Origin of the sequence: Streptococcus sp. 23.2 (genome assembly GCF_016648665.1) — a bacterium.
GTDB classification, from domain to species: Bacteria; Bacillota; Bacilli; order Lactobacillales; family Streptococcaceae; genus Streptococcus; species Streptococcus salivarius_E.
Window position 1 is genome coordinate 22,972 of record NZ_JACLQJ010000010.1, and the last position, 16,965, is coordinate 39,936.

Annotated in this window: 9 protein-coding genes; 7 read left to right on the top strand and 2 right to left on the bottom strand. The window is 40.4% G+C overall.

Annotated elements, in window-relative coordinates; translation table 11 throughout:
• Positions 1-126: 126 nt before the first annotated feature.
• Together H7T98_RS06470 and H7T98_RS06475 are read right to left on the bottom strand one after the other, a co-directional pair.
• Entirely contained in the window at positions 127-1,416 is a 1,290-nt protein-coding gene (locus H7T98_RS06470) for a hypothetical protein (RefSeq protein WP_201061523.1), read from the bottom strand.
• Entirely contained in the window at positions 1,406-2,515 is a 1,110-nt protein-coding gene (locus H7T98_RS06475; protein ID WP_239667990.1) for a hypothetical protein, read from the bottom strand. Before H7T98_RS06475 ends, H7T98_RS06470 begins: the two co-directional genes overlap by 11 nt.
• Before the next feature lie 341 nt (positions 2,516-2,856).
• Between H7T98_RS06475 and H7T98_RS06480 the strand changes: the two genes are divergently transcribed.
• The 7 genes from H7T98_RS06480 to efeO all read left to right on the top strand — a co-directional run bounded on the left by H7T98_RS06480 (position 2,857) and on the right by efeO (position 16,965).
• The gene (locus H7T98_RS06480) at positions 2,857-3,828 is read left to right on the top strand and encodes a thiamine pyrophosphate-dependent dehydrogenase E1 component subunit alpha (RefSeq protein WP_049545846.1); all 972 of its coding nucleotides are present in this window, start codon (positions 2,857-2,859) and stop codon (positions 3,826-3,828) included.
• Positions 3,829-3,852: 24 nt separating this feature from the next.
• Complete coding sequence (locus H7T98_RS06485) at positions 3,853-4,851, top strand: alpha-ketoacid dehydrogenase subunit beta (protein ID WP_013990622.1); 999 nt, start codon at positions 3,853-3,855, stop codon at positions 4,849-4,851.
• A gap of 236 nt (positions 4,852-5,087) precedes the next feature.
• Positions 5,088-6,476 (top strand): dihydrolipoamide acetyltransferase, encoded by a 1,389-nt coding sequence (locus H7T98_RS06490; protein WP_049545883.1) that lies wholly within the window; start codon positions 5,088-5,090, stop codon positions 6,474-6,476.
• 179 nt (positions 6,477-6,655) lie between these two features.
• Complete coding sequence (gene lpdA, locus H7T98_RS06495) at positions 6,656-8,413, top strand: dihydrolipoyl dehydrogenase (protein ID WP_049546003.1); 1,758 nt, start codon at positions 6,656-6,658, stop codon at positions 8,411-8,413.
• Positions 8,414-8,685: 272 nt separating this feature from the next.
• Entirely contained in the window at positions 8,686-11,715 is a 3,030-nt protein-coding gene (locus tag H7T98_RS06500; RefSeq protein ID WP_201061525.1) for a GBS Bsp-like repeat-containing protein, read from the top strand.
• 417 nt (positions 11,716-12,132) lie between these two features.
• Complete coding sequence (locus H7T98_RS06505; RefSeq protein ID WP_201061528.1) at positions 12,133-15,846, top strand: pullulanase; 3,714 nt, start codon at positions 12,133-12,135, stop codon at positions 15,844-15,846.
• Between the two features lie 246 nt (positions 15,847-16,092).
• On the top strand, positions 16,093-16,965 hold the full coding sequence (efeO, locus tag H7T98_RS06510; protein ID WP_049546001.1) for an iron uptake system protein EfeO: 873 nt from the start codon (positions 16,093-16,095) through the stop codon (positions 16,963-16,965).

Consider the following 16,965-nt stretch of genomic DNA (forward strand, 5'->3'; position numbering starts at 1 on the left):
GTCTATATGATTTTGGGTGTCTTTTTGTTTGGCGAATAATTCCTTTCATTCTAAACTGTTAGGAATTTTTAGTGTGAAGAGATATAAAGTAACAAAAAAAGAGCCATTGGCTCTTTTTTTATCGTCTTAATAACCAGGTTCAAAGATTTCAATAATTTGAGTCAGATAACCTGCATGTAGACCGATACGATAGTCAACATTTGGCAAACTCTTTACTAAATCATTCAGTTCTTTATCTTTGCTAACCTTATCAGCCAAAACTGGTAATTCAACAACAAGGAGTTGTGAGTGATCTAGTTGAAGGTAACTACTATTGACCTTGACATCAGGACGAAGTAGTTTAAATATCGCTCTTTCCGAAGCTTGGAGCAGTTGATATAAATCGAGGTCAGATAAAGGGATCTCACCAAACTGAGGACTGATGTTTATAGCAATATCAATATGAGCAGCTCGCATTTCTAAAATGCGGTTAGAGAGGAAACTAGATATTATTGGATTGCTAAGCCTATCTAAGTTTTCTTGAGTCTCTGGATTACCAATGCTAGCATTGTCCGTTTTATAAATCTCAAGTAGACTAGTAGCTTTGGCAGTATCTTCATTTTCCAAGGCAAGAGAAACCTCCTTGAGATTTTTCTTGAATAAGTCGAAGGACGTTTGCTTTTGCATAATAATCTGGATAAAGGATTTGCTATAGTTAGTCATAGTACCCAACAATTTATGACGTTCTTTGTTCAGTCTATCGATAGATTGTTGGTGGACAGCCTGGTTCCAATTGTAAAAATCCCATAGTAGTAGGGCAATATAGAGAACTAAGATAACAGAACTATTAGGACTGACCTTAAAAACTATTTCAAATAAATTTTTAGGGTCATTTGCTGTTGGAAGAATACTGTTAAGACCATGGATAACAGTAAAGAAGACATAATAGACAGCTAGGAAGGCAGTGCTTCGCAACCAGTTACGTCTAGTCCAAGCTTCGTCAAGACTACTCATCTGATTTAGGTCTACGGCGAAGATTTTAAGCATTAGGTAAATGATTAATGGTGCTAAGATGTAGGTCAAGATATGTAAGTTAGTGTTGAGGGTAATATCACCTTTGATATGTAAGACGTGAGGGATAATGACAATTGAAAGTAGTCGTGTTGCCATATCAAAAAGGATAGTTGGATAAAAAGCGTAAAGCAATCGATGATAGAAAGAACGCTCTTTGACAAGGGCCAAATCGGCAACAAGGAAGAAAAGCGGGTCCACAACGATTTTTACGAGACTAAAATAGGACGCTGCAGCTACATAGGACAAAAATAGAAGTAAAAGGTGTCCTCGTAATGGCTTAATCTTAGACATAGTCTGGTAGAGGTACCAAATAGAAATGAAACTAACAGCCTGTAAGAGGGGATTGATAATATTAGTAATCATTGTAACCTCCTTTAGTCATGTCAATCTCAATTTGTAAGCGATAAATCCCAGCACGTGTATTTGAAACAATGTTAACGTTTGAATAAGTAGATAGAATAGTATTGACGCGTTTTAGTTCAGGATCAGAGAAATCAGATGTAATAGCTGAATCTTCTTTAGTGCTTGAACTTTCAACGACAAAGTGTTGACTATCCTCATCCTTAAAATAAGCATAGCTAAGGTATTTCTGTTCACTATCTTGTGCTTGGTCAATGACATGATCCAAGATAGTTGATAGGACATATACCCAGTCTAAAGGATAAATAGGATAGACGGTAATAGGTTCTGGGACCTCCATACTAACCCAAACATCCAGTTCTTTTGCCTTTAGAAATTTAGCTTCAAAGAGTACCTGTAAATCTGGCAGTTTAATATTATCTAGTTTGTCTCGATAAAAATGATCAATCTTCTTATCTAGCGGATTCGGTGTCAGTAAGTAGTCAATTAACTCCTGAGCTTCCTCATTTTGTTGAAAACGAATGATATCGTAGAGGTTTTCAGCTTCGTCTTTGATGAAGAGCTCTTGGCTAGTCTTTTTCTGATACCAGGTATTGATGTTCTGGCTTGATTTTTGAAGAAGATGAGAATGTTCCTCTTGGGCTGCTTGTGTTTGAGCATTGAGGTCTTTTCTATAGAGTTTAACCTGCTTAGATAGAATCAGAGCCGTAATGATAAGAAAGGCAATGGTAAAGTGAATGTCTGTTGAAACGAGTTCAGAAGCAAAGTAAATAAAGGCTAAGCTACAAAGAGCGACAGACGTTGACCTGTACCATGGTCTTGCTTTATCAATTTGCATCATTCGAGAGTAGTCCACCTGAAGAAGGGCACTTTGTGCAAACCAAAGTAAAAAAGCAAGAAAGAGAATAAAGGGACCAGCAAAATAGTAATCCAAGACTGCAGGGAAAAAAATTGGAATAATCAGGAAAATGACCAATCTTACCGTTAAGGCAAAGGTGAAAGGTATGAAGAAAGTCTCCAAAATGGTATGTCTTAGATTTTTGTAGGATTTGGCAGCTAGAAAGAGTACAAGTGCAATAAAACCGGATTTTGGATACAACATGCCCAAATAACTAGAGGCAAAAATTGCTATACCAGCTAAAATAATAATCCAGTATCTAAGCGGCCTTTGCGTGGTCACCTTGAAGATAATAATTTGTAAAATAAAAGCTATACATGCCGTAAGCCCGTGAATTATGACATCACTCAATATCAAATATTCTCCTATTCGGGTAAAATCTATACAATCATGCTATTATACCATATCACAAACAAAAAGAGCATACGAATTGCCTATAAGTGATAAAGATGTAAGGCTTTTCATTTTTCAAGCATATTTCTTGCCCATTAAGTTTTTTTAACCTATCCTAGATGTATAGTAAAATTTCGATAGAGGAGATCGATATGGTAAAACTTTCTAAAGAGACACATCTTGAGATGTTCACTAAAATGGAACGTATCCGTGAATTTGATTCACGTATTAATAAATTGGTTCGTCGTGGTTTTGTTCAAGGAATGACTCACTTTTCAGTTGGTGAGGAAGCAGCCAACGTTGGGGCTGTTCAACACTTGAGCTATGACGATATCTTCTTTTCAAATCACCGTGGTCACGGACAATCTATTGCCCAAGACATGGATTTGAATAAAATGATGGCGGAGCTTGCAGGTAAGGCGACAGGTGTTTCTAAGGGCCGTGGTGGTTCTATGCACTTGGCTGACTTTGAAAAAGGTAACTACGGAACTAACGGTATTGTTGGTGGTGGTTATGCTCTTGCCGTAGGTGCAGCTCTCACTCAGCAATACAAAGAAACAGGAAACATTGTTGTGGCCTTTTCAGGAGATGGTGCAACTAATGAAGGCTCATTCCATGAGTCAGTCAATATGGCAGCTACTTGGAAATTGCCGGTTATCTTCTTTATCATCAATAACCGTTATGGTATCTCAATGGATATTCATAAAGCTACAAACACACCTCACCTTTATACACGTGCGGAAGCTTATGGTATTCCTGGTTTCTACTGTGAAGATGGTAACGATGTCTTGGCTGTATACGAAACAATGGGCAAGGCTGTTGAGCATGTCCGTGGTGGCAATGGTCCCGCTATCGTTGAGGTAGAATCTTACCGTTGGTTTGGTCACTCAACTGCTGATGCAGGTGTTTACCGTACTAAGGAAGAAGTTGACGAGTGGAAGAACAATAACGACCCAATTATTAAATACCGTGACTATCTCGTTTCTGAAAATATCGCAAGCGCTGAAGAGTTAGGTGCTATCCAAAGCCAAGTCAAGGCAGAGGTTGATGCAGCTTATGAGTTCGCCCAAAATAGCCCAGATCCAGAACTTTCAGTTGCCTTTGAAGATGTATGGGTAGACTAAAGAGAAAGGTTGAGGAATACAAGTATGAGTGAAACAAAATTGATGGCCTTGCGTGAGGCAGTAAACCTTGCTATGAGCGAGGAGATGCGTAAAGACGAAAACATCTTCCTTATGGGTGAAGATGTTGGTATCTATGGTGGTGACTTCGGTACATCAGTTGGGATGTTGGCAGAATTTGGTGAAAAACGTGTTAAAGATACACCAATTTCAGAGGCAGCTATCGCTGGTGCAGCTGTTGGATCTGCCATCACAGGTCTTCGTCCAATCGTTGACTTGACTTTCATGGACTTCATCACGATTGCGCTTGATGCTATCGTTAATAATGGTGCAAAAAACAACTACATGTTTGGTGGTGGTTTGAAGACTCCTGTAACTTTCCGTGTAGCTTCCGGTTCAGGGATTGGTTCTGCGGCACAGCACTCACAATCTCTTGAGTCATGGTTGACTCACATTCCAGGGATTAAAGTCGTTGCTCCAGGTAATGCTAACGACGCTAAAGGTCTTTTGAAATCTGCTATTCAGGACAATAACATTGTTATCTTCATGGAACCAAAAGCACTTTACGGTAAGAAAGAGGAAGTGACTCAAGATCCTGATTTCTACATTCCACTTGGAAAAGGTGAAATCAAGCGTGAAGGGACTGACCTTACTATTGTCACATATGGTCGTATGTTGGAACGTGTTCTTAAGGCTGCTGAAGAAGTGGCTGAACAAGGTATTAACGTTGAGGTCGTTGACCCACGTACGCTTATCCCACTTGATAAGGAATTGATTTTCGAGTCAGTTAAGAAGACTGGTAAACTGATGCTGGTCAATGATGCATATAAGACTGGTGGGTTCATCGGTGAGATTGCTGCTATGGTTACTGAAAGTGAAGCATTTGATTACCTTGACCACCCAATTGTACGTTTAGCAAGTGAAGATGTGCCTGTACCTTATGCGCGTGTCTTGGAACAAGCGGTTCTTCCAGATGTTGAAAAGATTAAGGCTGCTATTATCAAGATGGCCAATAAAGGAAACTAACTTTCTAGCGACGGTTAAGTGATATGTCTCGCTAGTAAAATGTGTTTCTTGATTTAACTGTGAGAGTATCGGAAAATATAATTTAAAGTAGAAAGGAGGGGGCGTTAAAGCGTTTGAGTTGATTTGAACTCAAACGAAATGCTTCGGAATTTAGATAGTTTTATTTGTGTGCAAGCACACTAAATGTAAAACTCCTAAAACTCTGTCGCATTTTAGCGTTCTTAGTATCATAAAATATGGCTTTTGAGATTATTATGCCAAAGCTTGGTGTGGACATGCAGGAAGGCGAAATCATCGAGTGGAAGAAACAAGAGGGTGATGTGGTTAATGAGGGGGATATCCTTCTTGAAATCATGTCAGATAAAACGAACATGGAACTTGAAGCAGAAGATTCTGGTGTTCTTTTGAAGATTACCCGTCAAGCTGGTGAAACAGTACCAGTTACTGAAGTTATCGGTTATATTGGAGCAGAAGGTGAAGTTGTGGCTGATAATGCTGCGAGCGCACCGGCAGCAGAAGCTGCTCCGCAAGTTGAAGAAGTTGCTACTGTGGAAGCACCTGTAGTGGCAGCACAAGCCCAAGCCCCTGTCGTACACGAAGGTGGCAAAGTACGTGCAACACCTAAAGCACGTAAAGTAGCGCGTGAGTTGGGGATTGACCTCGCTCAAGTTCCAGGAACTGGAGCAAAAGGTCGTGTTCATGCTGATGACGTTGAGAACTTTAAGGGTGCTCAACCTAAGGCAACTCCGTTGGCACGTAAGATTGCAGCGGACCTTGGTATTGATTTAGCTAGCGTATCTGGAACAGGCTTTGGTGGTAAAATTACCAAGGAAGATGTCCTTGCAATCAGTGCCCCAGCCCAAGTTAAGGAAGCTGCAGCTGCACCTGTGGTTGAAGCTAAGCCAGAAAAAGTCTTGCCAGAAGGTGTGGAAGTTATCCCAATGTCTGCTATGCGTAAGGCTATCTCTAAGGGAATGACGCACTCTTACTTAACTGCGCCAACCTTTACCCTTAACTACGATGTGGACATGACTAACCTTATGGCTCTTCGTAAGCAAGTCCTTGATCCAATCATGAATAAGACTGGCATGAAGGTGACCTTCACTGATTTGATTGGTTTGGCAGTTGTGCGTACCCTTATGAAAGAGGAACACCGTTACCTCAATGCATCCTTGATTGATGATGCGCAAAATATCGAATTACACAAATTTGTTAATCTCGGTATTGCCGTTGGTCTCGATGATGGCTTGATTGTACCGGTCGTTCATGGTGCAGATAAGATGAGTTTGTCTGACTTTGTGGTGGCCTCTAAGGATGTCATCAAGAAAGCTCAGGCTGGTAAATTGAAGGCGGCAGAAATGTCAGGTTCTACTTTCTCTATCACTAACTTGGGAATGTTCGGAACCAAGTCATTCAATCCAATCATCAACCAACCAAACTCAGCTATCCTTGGTATTTCAGCAACTATTCAGACACCGGTTGTTGTTGATGGTGAAGTTGTCGTACGTCCAATCATGGGTCTATGCTTGACTATTGACCACCGTATTGTAGATGGTATGAATGGTGCCAAATTCATGGTTGATTTAAAACATTTGATTGAAAATCCAATGGAATTGTTGATTTAAGTAAAAAAATATCTGAAAACTGAAGTTTTAAATAGAAAGGAGAGGGCGTTAAAGCGTTTGAGTTGATTTGAACTCGAACGAAATGCTTCGGAATTTAGATAGTTTTACTTGTGTGCAAGCACACTAACGTAAAACTCCTAAAATTCTGTCGCATTTTAGCGTTCTTAGTATCATAAAATATGGCTTTTGAGATTATTATGCCTAAGCTTGGTGTGGACATGCAGGAAGGCGAAATCATCGAGTGGAAGAAACAAGAGGGTGATGTGGTTAATGAGGGAGATATCCTTCTTGAAATCATGTCAGATAAAACGAACATGGAACTTGAAGCAGAAGATTCTGGTGTTCTTTTGAAGATTACCCGTCAGGCTGGTGAAACTGTACCAGTTACTGAGGTTATTGGTTATATTGGAGCAGAGGGTGAAGTTGTGGCTGATAATGCAGCCAGTGCACCTGTTGCAGAAGCAACTGCTCAATTAGAATCTGCTGGTCTTGAAGTTCCTAAAGCTCCTGCCACAGCTGCTCCAGCAGCTACTGCAGAAAAAGCACCACTTGCTGATAATGAGTACGATATTATTGTTGTCGGTGGTGGTCCTGCTGGTTACTATTCTGCCATTCGTGGGGCACAACTTGGTGGTAAGGTTGCTATCATTGAAAAATCTGAATTTGGTGGAACATGTTTGAATAAAGGATGTATTCCAACTAAGACCTACCTTAAAAATGCAGAAATCCTTGATGGGCTTAAGATTGCTGCAGGTCGTGGTATCAACTTAGCGTCAACAAACTACACTATCGATATGGATAAGACTGTTGACTTTAAGAACTCTGTTGTTAAGACTCTTACTGGTGGTGTTCAAGGTCTTTTGAAGGCTAACAAGGTTACTATTTTCAATGGTCTTGGTCAAGTTAACCCAGATAAGACAGTTACTATTGGTTCAGAAACAATCAAGGGACGTAATATTATCCTTGCGACTGGATCAAAAGTTTCACGTATCAATATCCCTGGAATTGAGTCACAACTTGTGATGACATCAGATGATATCCTTGACTTGCGTGAATTGCCTAAATCACTTGCTGTTATGGGTGGTGGTGTCGTTGGTATCGAACTTGGTCTTGTTTATGCTTCATACGGTGTAGAAGTAACTGTTGTTGAGATGGCTGACCGCATTATTCCTGCTATGGATAAAGAAGTGTCACTTGAACTTCAAAAAATCCTTGCTAAGAAGGGTATGAAGATCATGACTTCTGTTGGTGTTTCTGAAATTGTTGAAGCCAACAACCAATTGACCCTTAAACTTAATAATGGTGAAGAGATTGTAGCTGATCGCGCCCTTCTTTCAATCGGTCGTGTTCCTCAGTTGGATGGTCTTGAAAATCTTAACCTTGAATTAGACCGTGGTCGTATCAAAGTGAATGCTTATCAAGAAACATCAATCCCTGGTATCTATGCACCGGGTGATGTAAACGGAACTAAGATGCTTGCTCACGCTGCTTACCGTATGGGTGAAGTTGCAGCTGAAAATGCTATGCATGGTAACGTTCGTAAGGCTCACCTTGACTACACACCAGCTGCTGTATACACACACCCAGAAGTCGCAATGTGTGGTCTTACTGAAGAAGATGCACGCGCTAAATATGGTGATGTCCTCATTGGTAAATCAAGCTTTGCTGGTAATGGACGTGCTATTGCTTCAAACGAAGCTCAAGGTTTTGTTAAAGTCGTTGCAGATGCGAAGTACCATGAAATCCTTGGTGTTCATATCATTGGACCGGCTGCAGCTGAATTGATTAACGAAGCGTCAACAATTATGGAAAATGAATTGACTGTAGATGAGCTCTTGCAATCTATCCACGGTCACCCAACCTTCTCTGAAAACATGTACGAAGCCTTTGCTGACGTACTTGGAGAAGCAATCCATAACCCACCAAAGCGTAAATAATACGGATAAAATTCTCGGACAGATGTTCGAGGATTTTTCTTTTGTCGCAAATTTTCATCTTTAGATAAATCTCGTAAATTTCTTTGCATTTTTTGTGTTAAGTACGAATAGTTAGTTAAAGGGTTTTCAAATAAGATAAGTCGCTATTTTAGTAGCGTTTATAATTTTATAATATTTCTATTTTATTTAGAAAATTTTTAATAACGCCCTTTCCACGAGAGTTTTTCTGTGGTAAAATGGTTCAAGTATTACAAATGCAAAAGGAAAGTTAAATGCGAACAAAAGATTTTATCTACTATGCTAGTGCGGCTGTTCTCTTGGCTGTAACTACTCAGGTTGCTCAAGCAGACGAAGTGGTAACACAAACGCCTTCTATTACTGAAGGGAATCAGTATCAACCTGCGACAGCGGCTGAGATTTTTGGTGGTGAAGCAGCCTTACCTGTAACTCCTAGTTCAACGGTTTCAGCACCCGCAGCTTCGAGTGAAGTGGCAAAAGCTAGTGCTCCAGTGGTATCTACGTCTCCTGCTTCACAGAGTTCCGAGGCTGCAACGGCAACTGCATCAACATCTGTAGCTAACTCAACAACGATTGTTACGTCTACATCAGCAGTGACTTCAAACGCTAGCTCTGAGAGTGTGACCGCTTCTGCACATTCAACAGCTTCTGAAGCCCCTAACAGCGCTGTTGCCACACCTGCTAAATTAACGAATTCTACGGATGTTCCTTCGCCAACTCTTAAGGTGCAACCGAAAACTTTTATCGATGTCAGCAGCCATAATGGTGAAATCAGTGTAGATGACTATCGTGCTCTTGCACGCCAAGGTGTTGGTGGTGTCGTTGTCAAGTTGACTGAGGATACTTGGTACAATAATCCTAAGGCAACGTCACAAGTTCGCAATGCTCAAATTGCCGGTCTTCAAGTATCTACCTATCATTTTTCTCGATACACAACAGAGGAAGAAGCACGTGCCGAGGCTCGTTTCTACATTCAAGCTGCACAAAATCTTAACCTTCCAAAGAGCACTGTTATGGTTAATGATTTCGAAGACTCTAAGATGCTTCCAAATATCAACCGTAACACTCAAGCTTGGGTTAACGAAATGCGTAAGCATGGATACAACAACTTGATGTTCTATACAAGTGCTAGCTGGTTGGATGAGAACAATCTAGGCTATCGTGGACCTGTCTCAACCTCTCAATTTGGTATTGAAAATTTCTGGGTCGCACAGTACCCATCATCAACTCTTACAGCTACAAGCGCTAAAAACATGCGTTACAATGCTAAAACTGGTGCTTGGCAGTTTACAGCTACGGCTAATCTCTTGTCAGGTAAACATGTCTTCGACCACAGCGTGGATTATACAGGACGTTTCACAGCTAATGCTAGTGCTGAGGTTGATGCAACTCAAGGCAATTTGAGTGGAACCATTGCTATTGTCAACACTAATCCAACTGTTGGTAGCTTTGATGTAGTCATCTCTAATGTCAAAGCACCAAATGGTGTTGAAACAGTCTCTGTTCCAATTTGGTCAGAAATTAATGGTCAAGATGACATTATCTGGTATACGGCTAACCGTCAAAATAATGGAACTTATACAGTAAACGTTAAGGCTTCAACTCATAAAAACTCGACAGGGCTTTATAATATTCACCTTTATTATGTTCAAAAAGATGGTCAATTGACGGGTGTTGGTGGAACAACTACGCAAGTCTTCATTGGTAAGACACCTGAGCAGTTGAAACCTAAAGCAAGTTTTGCTATTGAAAACAATAATGCTAAGGCTGGAACTTTTGACGCCGTTATCACTAATATCTCAGCACCACTAGGTGTTAAAGAAGTTTTAGTGCCATCATGGAGTCTTGAAAATGGTCAAGACGACCTTATTTGGCATAAGGCGACTAAGCAAACTGATGGCAGCTATCGTGTAACCATTAAGGCAAGTGAGCATAAGGGCACTAAAGGAAATTACCGTGCTGATGCCTACATCGTGGACAACGCTAACAATCGTCATTATATTGCCGAAAAAGTAGTGTCTGTTGATTATGCTCGACCAAGTGGTGTCCTTACAATTGAAAACAACAATACTGCAGCAGGTACTTTTGATGCCGTTGTTCGTAATATTGTTGCTCCTACAGGTTTGAAAGAGGTTCTTGTTCCTTCATGGAGTTTAGCTGGTGGTCAAGATGACCTTATCTGGCATAAGGCAACTCGTCAAGCCGACGGTTCTTACCGAGTGACCATCAAGGCAACGGATCATAAGAATTCAACTGGTAAATATCGTGCTGATGCCTACATTGTAGATGACTCTAACAAACGTTTCTATCTCACTGAAAAAGTGGTAGAAGTTACTCAAACTCGCCCTAGCGCAAGTCTCGCTATTGAAAATAATAATGCTGATTTAGGTACTTTTGATGCTGTTATTCGCAATATCGTTGCACCAAATGGGGTTAAGGAAGTCTTAGTTCCATCATGGAGTCTAGTTAACGGACAAGATGATCTTGTTTGGCAAAAAGCTAGTCGCCAATCTGATGGTAGCTACCGTGTTACTATTAAGACTAGTGAGCATAAGAATTCTCTAGGAAATTACCGTGCTGACCTTTATATCGTAGATAATGCCAACCAACGTCATTATGTCACTGAAACAATTGTGGATGTGAAACATAATAAACCAGTCGGTACCATTTCAGTAGTCAATAACAATAAAGATACTGGTACTTTTGATGTCATTATCAGTGATGTTTATAGTCCTAAAGGTGTTCGTACTGTTCAAGTGCCTATTTGGTCTGAAAAAGATGGTCAAGATGACATTCGTTGGTATGAAGCGACACGCCAAGCAAATGGCACTTATACAGTAAATGTTCAAGCTACTAACCATAAAAACTCAACAGGCTTGTACAATATTCATTTGTACTACATTTTAAATGATGGGTCACAAGTTGGTGTAGGAGGGACAACGACAACTCTTGAATTCCGTAATGCTAAGACTAAAACGCAAACCTATATCACTAATGTTAACTCAGAAGCAGGTAGTTTTACAGTTGTTGTTGATCAAGCGCCACAAGGACGTCAGATTAAGAATATCCGTGTAGCTGTATGGTCAGAAAGCAACCAAGGAAACCTTTCTTGGTACAATACGGCACCTACTGGAACACATACTGAAATCAATGTATCGACTGTTAACCATAAGAATCTCATTGGTAACTATACGACTCACGTTTATGTAGACTATGTAGACAATACTGTAGACGGATTCAACCTTGGTGAGACAGCTCTTGCTCCACGTAATCGTCGTTTATAAGCCTGAACCGCTTTTTATTCAAAACATAAACTTCGATGGATTTATAAGTGATATGGTGCTAAAAAATGAATTTATCAAGTTGTCTTCTTCAAGTCATGTCCTCTATAGATATGAAGGAAACTAATTTACATATTAGCTTTCTTATACTAAAATACAAATTTATTCAATTTAACTAACGCCAATAACAATGGTTGGTATTCTTTGGATTACATTCACGGTGTTCAGAGTCGAGATGTAATGGATACTAAACTTGGTGCACCATTCTTCTCAATCTTTGCTTAATCTGATATATAATTAATAAATCGAGGGAATCTGATGGTTCTCTCTTTTTAATAATCTCGCAGAGAAAACGCTTGCATAAATCTAATCTAAATGGTATATTAAAAAACATGAAAACGTTAACAAAAAGGAGTTAGTATGAAAAGGAATACTCAAACTAATGACGAAAAAGTCCTTCGTTATAGTCTTCGCAAGTACAAGTTAGGGTTGGCTTCTGTAACCATTGGAGCTGTTTTTTTGAGCTTTGCTGCTACTCATGGAGTCAAGGCAGAAGAAGTAGTGTCAACACCTGCCTCAAGTACACAGGTAGAATCAGCTGATTCTAGTCTTACCACCAGTGGTCTAGTAACTGAAACGCCAACAGCTCCTGTAGCAGCTGAGAATGCCACAGTGTCCAAGGCAAATGAGCCAGTCTCTCTTTCAGAAGAAAATACTAGTCCTACTGAGACTACCAAGCTAACTGAAACTAGCGAAAACACGCCAAAAACTGTAAGTACTAACAATAGTCAACCTCTTACGAATGCATCTGAGGAACCTATTGCTGACGGGTCTATTCGCTTGCATTTCCAAGAGTTACCAAGTCCAGATAAGGCATCACTTGGGCTTTGGACTTGGGATGATGTGGAGACGCCATCATCTCAGAAAGGTGCTTGGCCAACAGGGGCAACCTCATTTGCAGAAGCCAAACAGGATGATTATGGTGTCTACTCGGATGTGAAGCTGTCTTCAACACCTAAAAAGCTTAGTTTCTTGATTAATAATGCCGCTGGAACGAACCTTTCAGGAGATAAAACTGTTGAAATTCTAAGTCCTCAAATGAATGAGGCCTGGATTGACAAGGATTTTCAAGTTTACAGTTATCAACCTATCCCTCAAGATCACGTTCGTATCAATTATTTCCGTACGGATGGCGACTATGGCAATAAGTCTGTATGGTATTGGGGAGATGTAAAGGATGCCCCAAGTAATTGGCCTGATGGTGTCAATTTCCAACCAAATGGTAAGTATGGTGCTTATTTAGACATTCCGCTAACCGAGGCTGCTAAATCTATCGGATTTTTACTCTTAGATGAGAGCAAAACAGGAGATGATGTGAAAATTCAACCAAATGATTATAAATTTAGTGACTTGAAAAAAACTCGTCAGCTTTTCGTACGAGATACTGATACGACAGTCTACACCAACCCTTATTTTGTTAAGGATGTGCGTTTGACTGGAGCTCAGCAGCTTAGTCCAAGCCAAATCGAACTTAGCTTCACCAACTTAGACGAGGTCTCATCTGAGGACATTCTCAAAGACCTAAAGGTGACAGACAAGGATGGTAACAGTGCAACTCTTAAACAGCTTGAGTTGGATGCTAAACTCAAAAAAGCTACATTAACAGGTGATTTTGCTGCGGAAAATCTGCCTTACAAGGTCACTTTGGGCAATGATAGTTTTAAAACGTCTGAGAGTTGGCAATTGAAGGATGCGCTCTACAGTTACGATGGTGAATTGGGTGCCCGTCTTCAAGAGAATGGTACTAAGGCACATGTGACACTTTGGTCACCAAGTGCTGATCAAGTAGATATCATTGTCTATGATAAGAATAATCAAGACATGGTTCTTGCTGAACATGCCCTAAGCAAAGGACCTCGAGGGACTTGGCAAGCTGACTTGCTTGCGACTGATCTTGGTTTGGAAAACTTAACAGGTTATTTCTATCAGTACCGCATTAAACGTGGTGATCAGTCTGTAATCGTTTTGGATCCTTATGCTAAGTCTTTGGCTGCTTGGAATAGTGACGATGCCAGCAAGGGACCTGAGCACAAGATTGCCAAGGCTGCCTTTATAGATCCTACTAATTATGGACCAAAAGATCTTGACTACGCTAAGATTCCAAACTTTAAATCTCGAGAAGATGCCATCATTTATGAGGCTCATGTACGAGATTTCACCTCTGATAAGGCTATCTCAGCTGAATTGAAACACCAGTTTGGGACTTTCGCAGCCTTTGCAGAGCGTTTGGATTATCTTAAGGATCTCGGTGTTACTCATATTCAGCTTTTACCAGTATTAAGCTACTATTTTGTCAATGAAATGCAAAATGGGAAGCGTTTGGATGCCTATGCATCAAGTGATAGTAACTACAACTGGGGCTATGATCCACAAAACTATTTCTCTTTGACGGGCATGTATTCTGAAAACCCAAATGAACCAGCTAAACGTATCGAAGAATTCAAGAATTTAGTTGCTGCTATTCATGCCCACGGTATGGGCGTTATCTTGGATGTAGTCTATAATCATACAGCCAAGACAGCTATTTTTGAAGACCTTGAGCCAAATTATTATCACTTTATGGATGCTGATGGTACTCCTCGTTCGAGTTTTGGAGGGGGTCGTCTAGGCACGACTCACTATATGAGTCGTCGTGTCTTGGTTGATTCGATTGCTTATCTTACTAAGGAGTACAAGGTGGATGGTTTCCGTTTTGATATGATGGGTGACCATGATGCTGAAAGTATCGAGCAAGCTTACCATGCTGCACGTGCCCTTAATCCAAACCTTATTATGCTTGGTGAGGGCTGGGTGACTTATACTGGCGATGAAAATAGCCCTGTTCAGCCTGCCGATCAGTCTTGGATGAAAGACACAGATACCGTAGCTGTATTTTCAGACGATATTCGAAACACCCTCAAATCAGGTTATCCAAACGAGGGGACACCTGCCTTTATCACAGGTGGCAAACGTGATATTAATAAGGTCTTTGACAATATCAAGGCACAACCAACTAACTTCGAGGCTGATTCTCCAGGTGATGTGATTCAATATATTGCTGCTCACGATAATTTGACCCTTTTTGATATCATCGCCCAATCAATCAAGAAGGATCCAAGCAAGCCTGAGAATAATGCTGAAATTCATCGTCGCTTGCGTCTAGGAAACCTCATGGTATTGACTGCTCAGGGAACACCATTTATTCACTCTGGTCAGGAATACGGCCGCACCAAACAGTTCCGTGATCCTGCCTACCGTTATCCTGTGTCTGAGGACAAGGTGCCGAATAAGTCACATCTCTTAGTGGATGAAAAGGGCAATCCATTTGACTATCCTTACTTTATCCATGATTCTTATGATTCTAGTGATGCCGTCAATCATTTTGATTGGACTAAAGCAACTGATAGCCAGGCCTTCCCAGAAAATACGAAAACTCGCGCCTTTACCAAAGGTTTGATCGCCTTACGTAAGTCGACAGATGCCTTCAATTTCAAATCAAAAGCAGATGTAGATGCACGTCTAACGCTATTGACAGTTCCTGGTCAGGACAATGTCGCTCAAGAAGATTTGGTATTGGGATACCAAACTGTTGCTTCGAATGGAGACCGTTACCTTGTCTATGTCAATGCTGATAGCAAGGCTCGTCAGTTTGATTTGAGCAAGATTACAAATGGCCTATCTTATCTGGTTTTGGCAGATGGCAGTCAAGTCAATTTATCTGGAATTAGTGAGTTATCAGGTGTTGCAATCAACAATCATATCTTGACCTTGGATCCACTAACAGCGACTATTATTCGTTTGACTAATGCTCAGACGCCAACTGAGGCAGTAGATCAGCCTTCTGAAAAGACCGGGTCATTTGGTGGTAAAGATACTGAGGCAACTAAAGCAAATGTCAAGGCTTCAGGTAAAGAGGACCTTGTTGGAGATGCTGAACTTGTTAATCGTGACAATGGTCAGGCTAAGACTGAAGCTAGTCGTCAGACTGATAAACAACTGCCATCCACTGGTGAAAAGACAAATCGTGGACTCTTTTTAGCAGGTCTTCTAAGCATTCTTAGCCTAGGATTCCTTCGAAAACGTCGTACAAAATAATAAGTAGCAACAGGTTATTTCCTGTTGTTTTCTTATTTAGAATCATTCTTATCTGCTCTTTAGAATAGTTCTTAAATAGCCTAAAACCGTTGACAGTGCTGGTTTCTTCTGTTAGTTTAGATATGTTCTCTTACATACGAGAGATCATTATTGACTTATCATCGTTCGTTCTTTATTAATGTTAAAACGACGATTCACATATATAACGACAAATGTCGAACACTATCTTGAAAATAGGAGACATTCATGAAAAAACTTAGCAAACTTGGTGTTGTTCTTTTGGCATCAGGACTTTTATTGACGGCTTGTGCCAAATCTGGTAATTCAAGTCATTCAAGTTCAACTAGCTCAAAACTCACAGCCAGTGAGCAAAAGCAATTGAAGCAGGCCACAAGTGATTATAAGACTTTCGTAGAAGGCGAAATTGATCAGCTTTTGAAAGATACTGAAGGATTCAGTGAAACCCTCAAGTCAGGAAATCTTGAAGAAGCTAAGAAACAATACCCATTGATTCGTATGGCTTACGAGCGTTCAGAACCGATTGCAGAAAGCTTTGGTGAGTCTGACGTGAAAATCGACTACCGTTTGGTTGATTACATGGACGAAAATAAATCAGAAGACGGTTGGTCAGGGTTCCACCGTATCGAATGTATCATGTGGCAAGATAACACGACAGAGGGTACGGCTGCCTATGTAGATCAATTGGTTAACGATATTAAGGAACTCAAAGCTAAAATTGCAACTGTTAAAGTTACTCCAGATATCATGCTGACGGGTGCTGTTGACCTTTTGAACGAAGTAGCCACTCAAAAGATTACAGGTGAAGAAGAGGTCTTCTCACACACTGATCTTTACGACTTCCGTGCCAATATTGAAGGGGCAGAAAAAATCTTTGAACTTTTCAAGCCGTTGATCCAAAAGAAAGATGCTAAACTTGTTAAGACTCTGGAAACTGAATTCAAGAATGTGAATGGTCTTTTGGACAAACACATGACTGATGAGAAAAACTATAAGTCTTATACAGATTTGAGTGAGGCAGATACTAAGGAATTGGCCGAAGCTGTAACTAAACTTGGTGAACCATTATCACAAATGGGTGTTATCCTAGATGGGAAATAA

What these genes read in the sequence shown, in the direction of transcription:
- H7T98_RS06470 (WP_201061523.1), bottom strand. Translation starts at nt 1,416, where the DNA reads ATGATTACTAATATTATCAATCCCCTCTTACAGGCTGTTAGTTTCATT.
- H7T98_RS06490 (WP_049545883.1), top strand. Translation starts at nt 5,088, where the DNA reads ATGGCTTTTGAGATTATTATGCCAAAGCTTGGTGTGGACATGCAGGAA.
- H7T98_RS06505 (WP_201061528.1), top strand. Translation starts at nt 12,133, where the DNA reads ATGAAAAGGAATACTCAAACTAATGACGAAAAAGTCCTTCGTTATAGT.
- H7T98_RS06485 (WP_013990622.1), top strand. Translation starts at nt 3,853, where the DNA reads ATGAGTGAAACAAAATTGATGGCCTTGCGTGAGGCAGTAAACCTTGCT.
- efeO (WP_049546001.1), top strand. Translation starts at nt 16,093, where the DNA reads ATGAAAAAACTTAGCAAACTTGGTGTTGTTCTTTTGGCATCAGGACTT.
- H7T98_RS06500 (WP_201061525.1), top strand. Translation starts at nt 8,686, where the DNA reads ATGCGAACAAAAGATTTTATCTACTATGCTAGTGCGGCTGTTCTCTTG.
- H7T98_RS06480 (WP_049545846.1), top strand. Translation starts at nt 2,857, where the DNA reads ATGGTAAAACTTTCTAAAGAGACACATCTTGAGATGTTCACTAAAATG.
- H7T98_RS06475 (WP_239667990.1), bottom strand. Translation starts at nt 2,515, where the DNA reads ATGTTGTATCCAAAATCCGGTTTTATTGCACTTGTACTCTTTCTAGCT.
- lpdA (WP_049546003.1), top strand. Translation starts at nt 6,656, where the DNA reads ATGGCTTTTGAGATTATTATGCCTAAGCTTGGTGTGGACATGCAGGAA.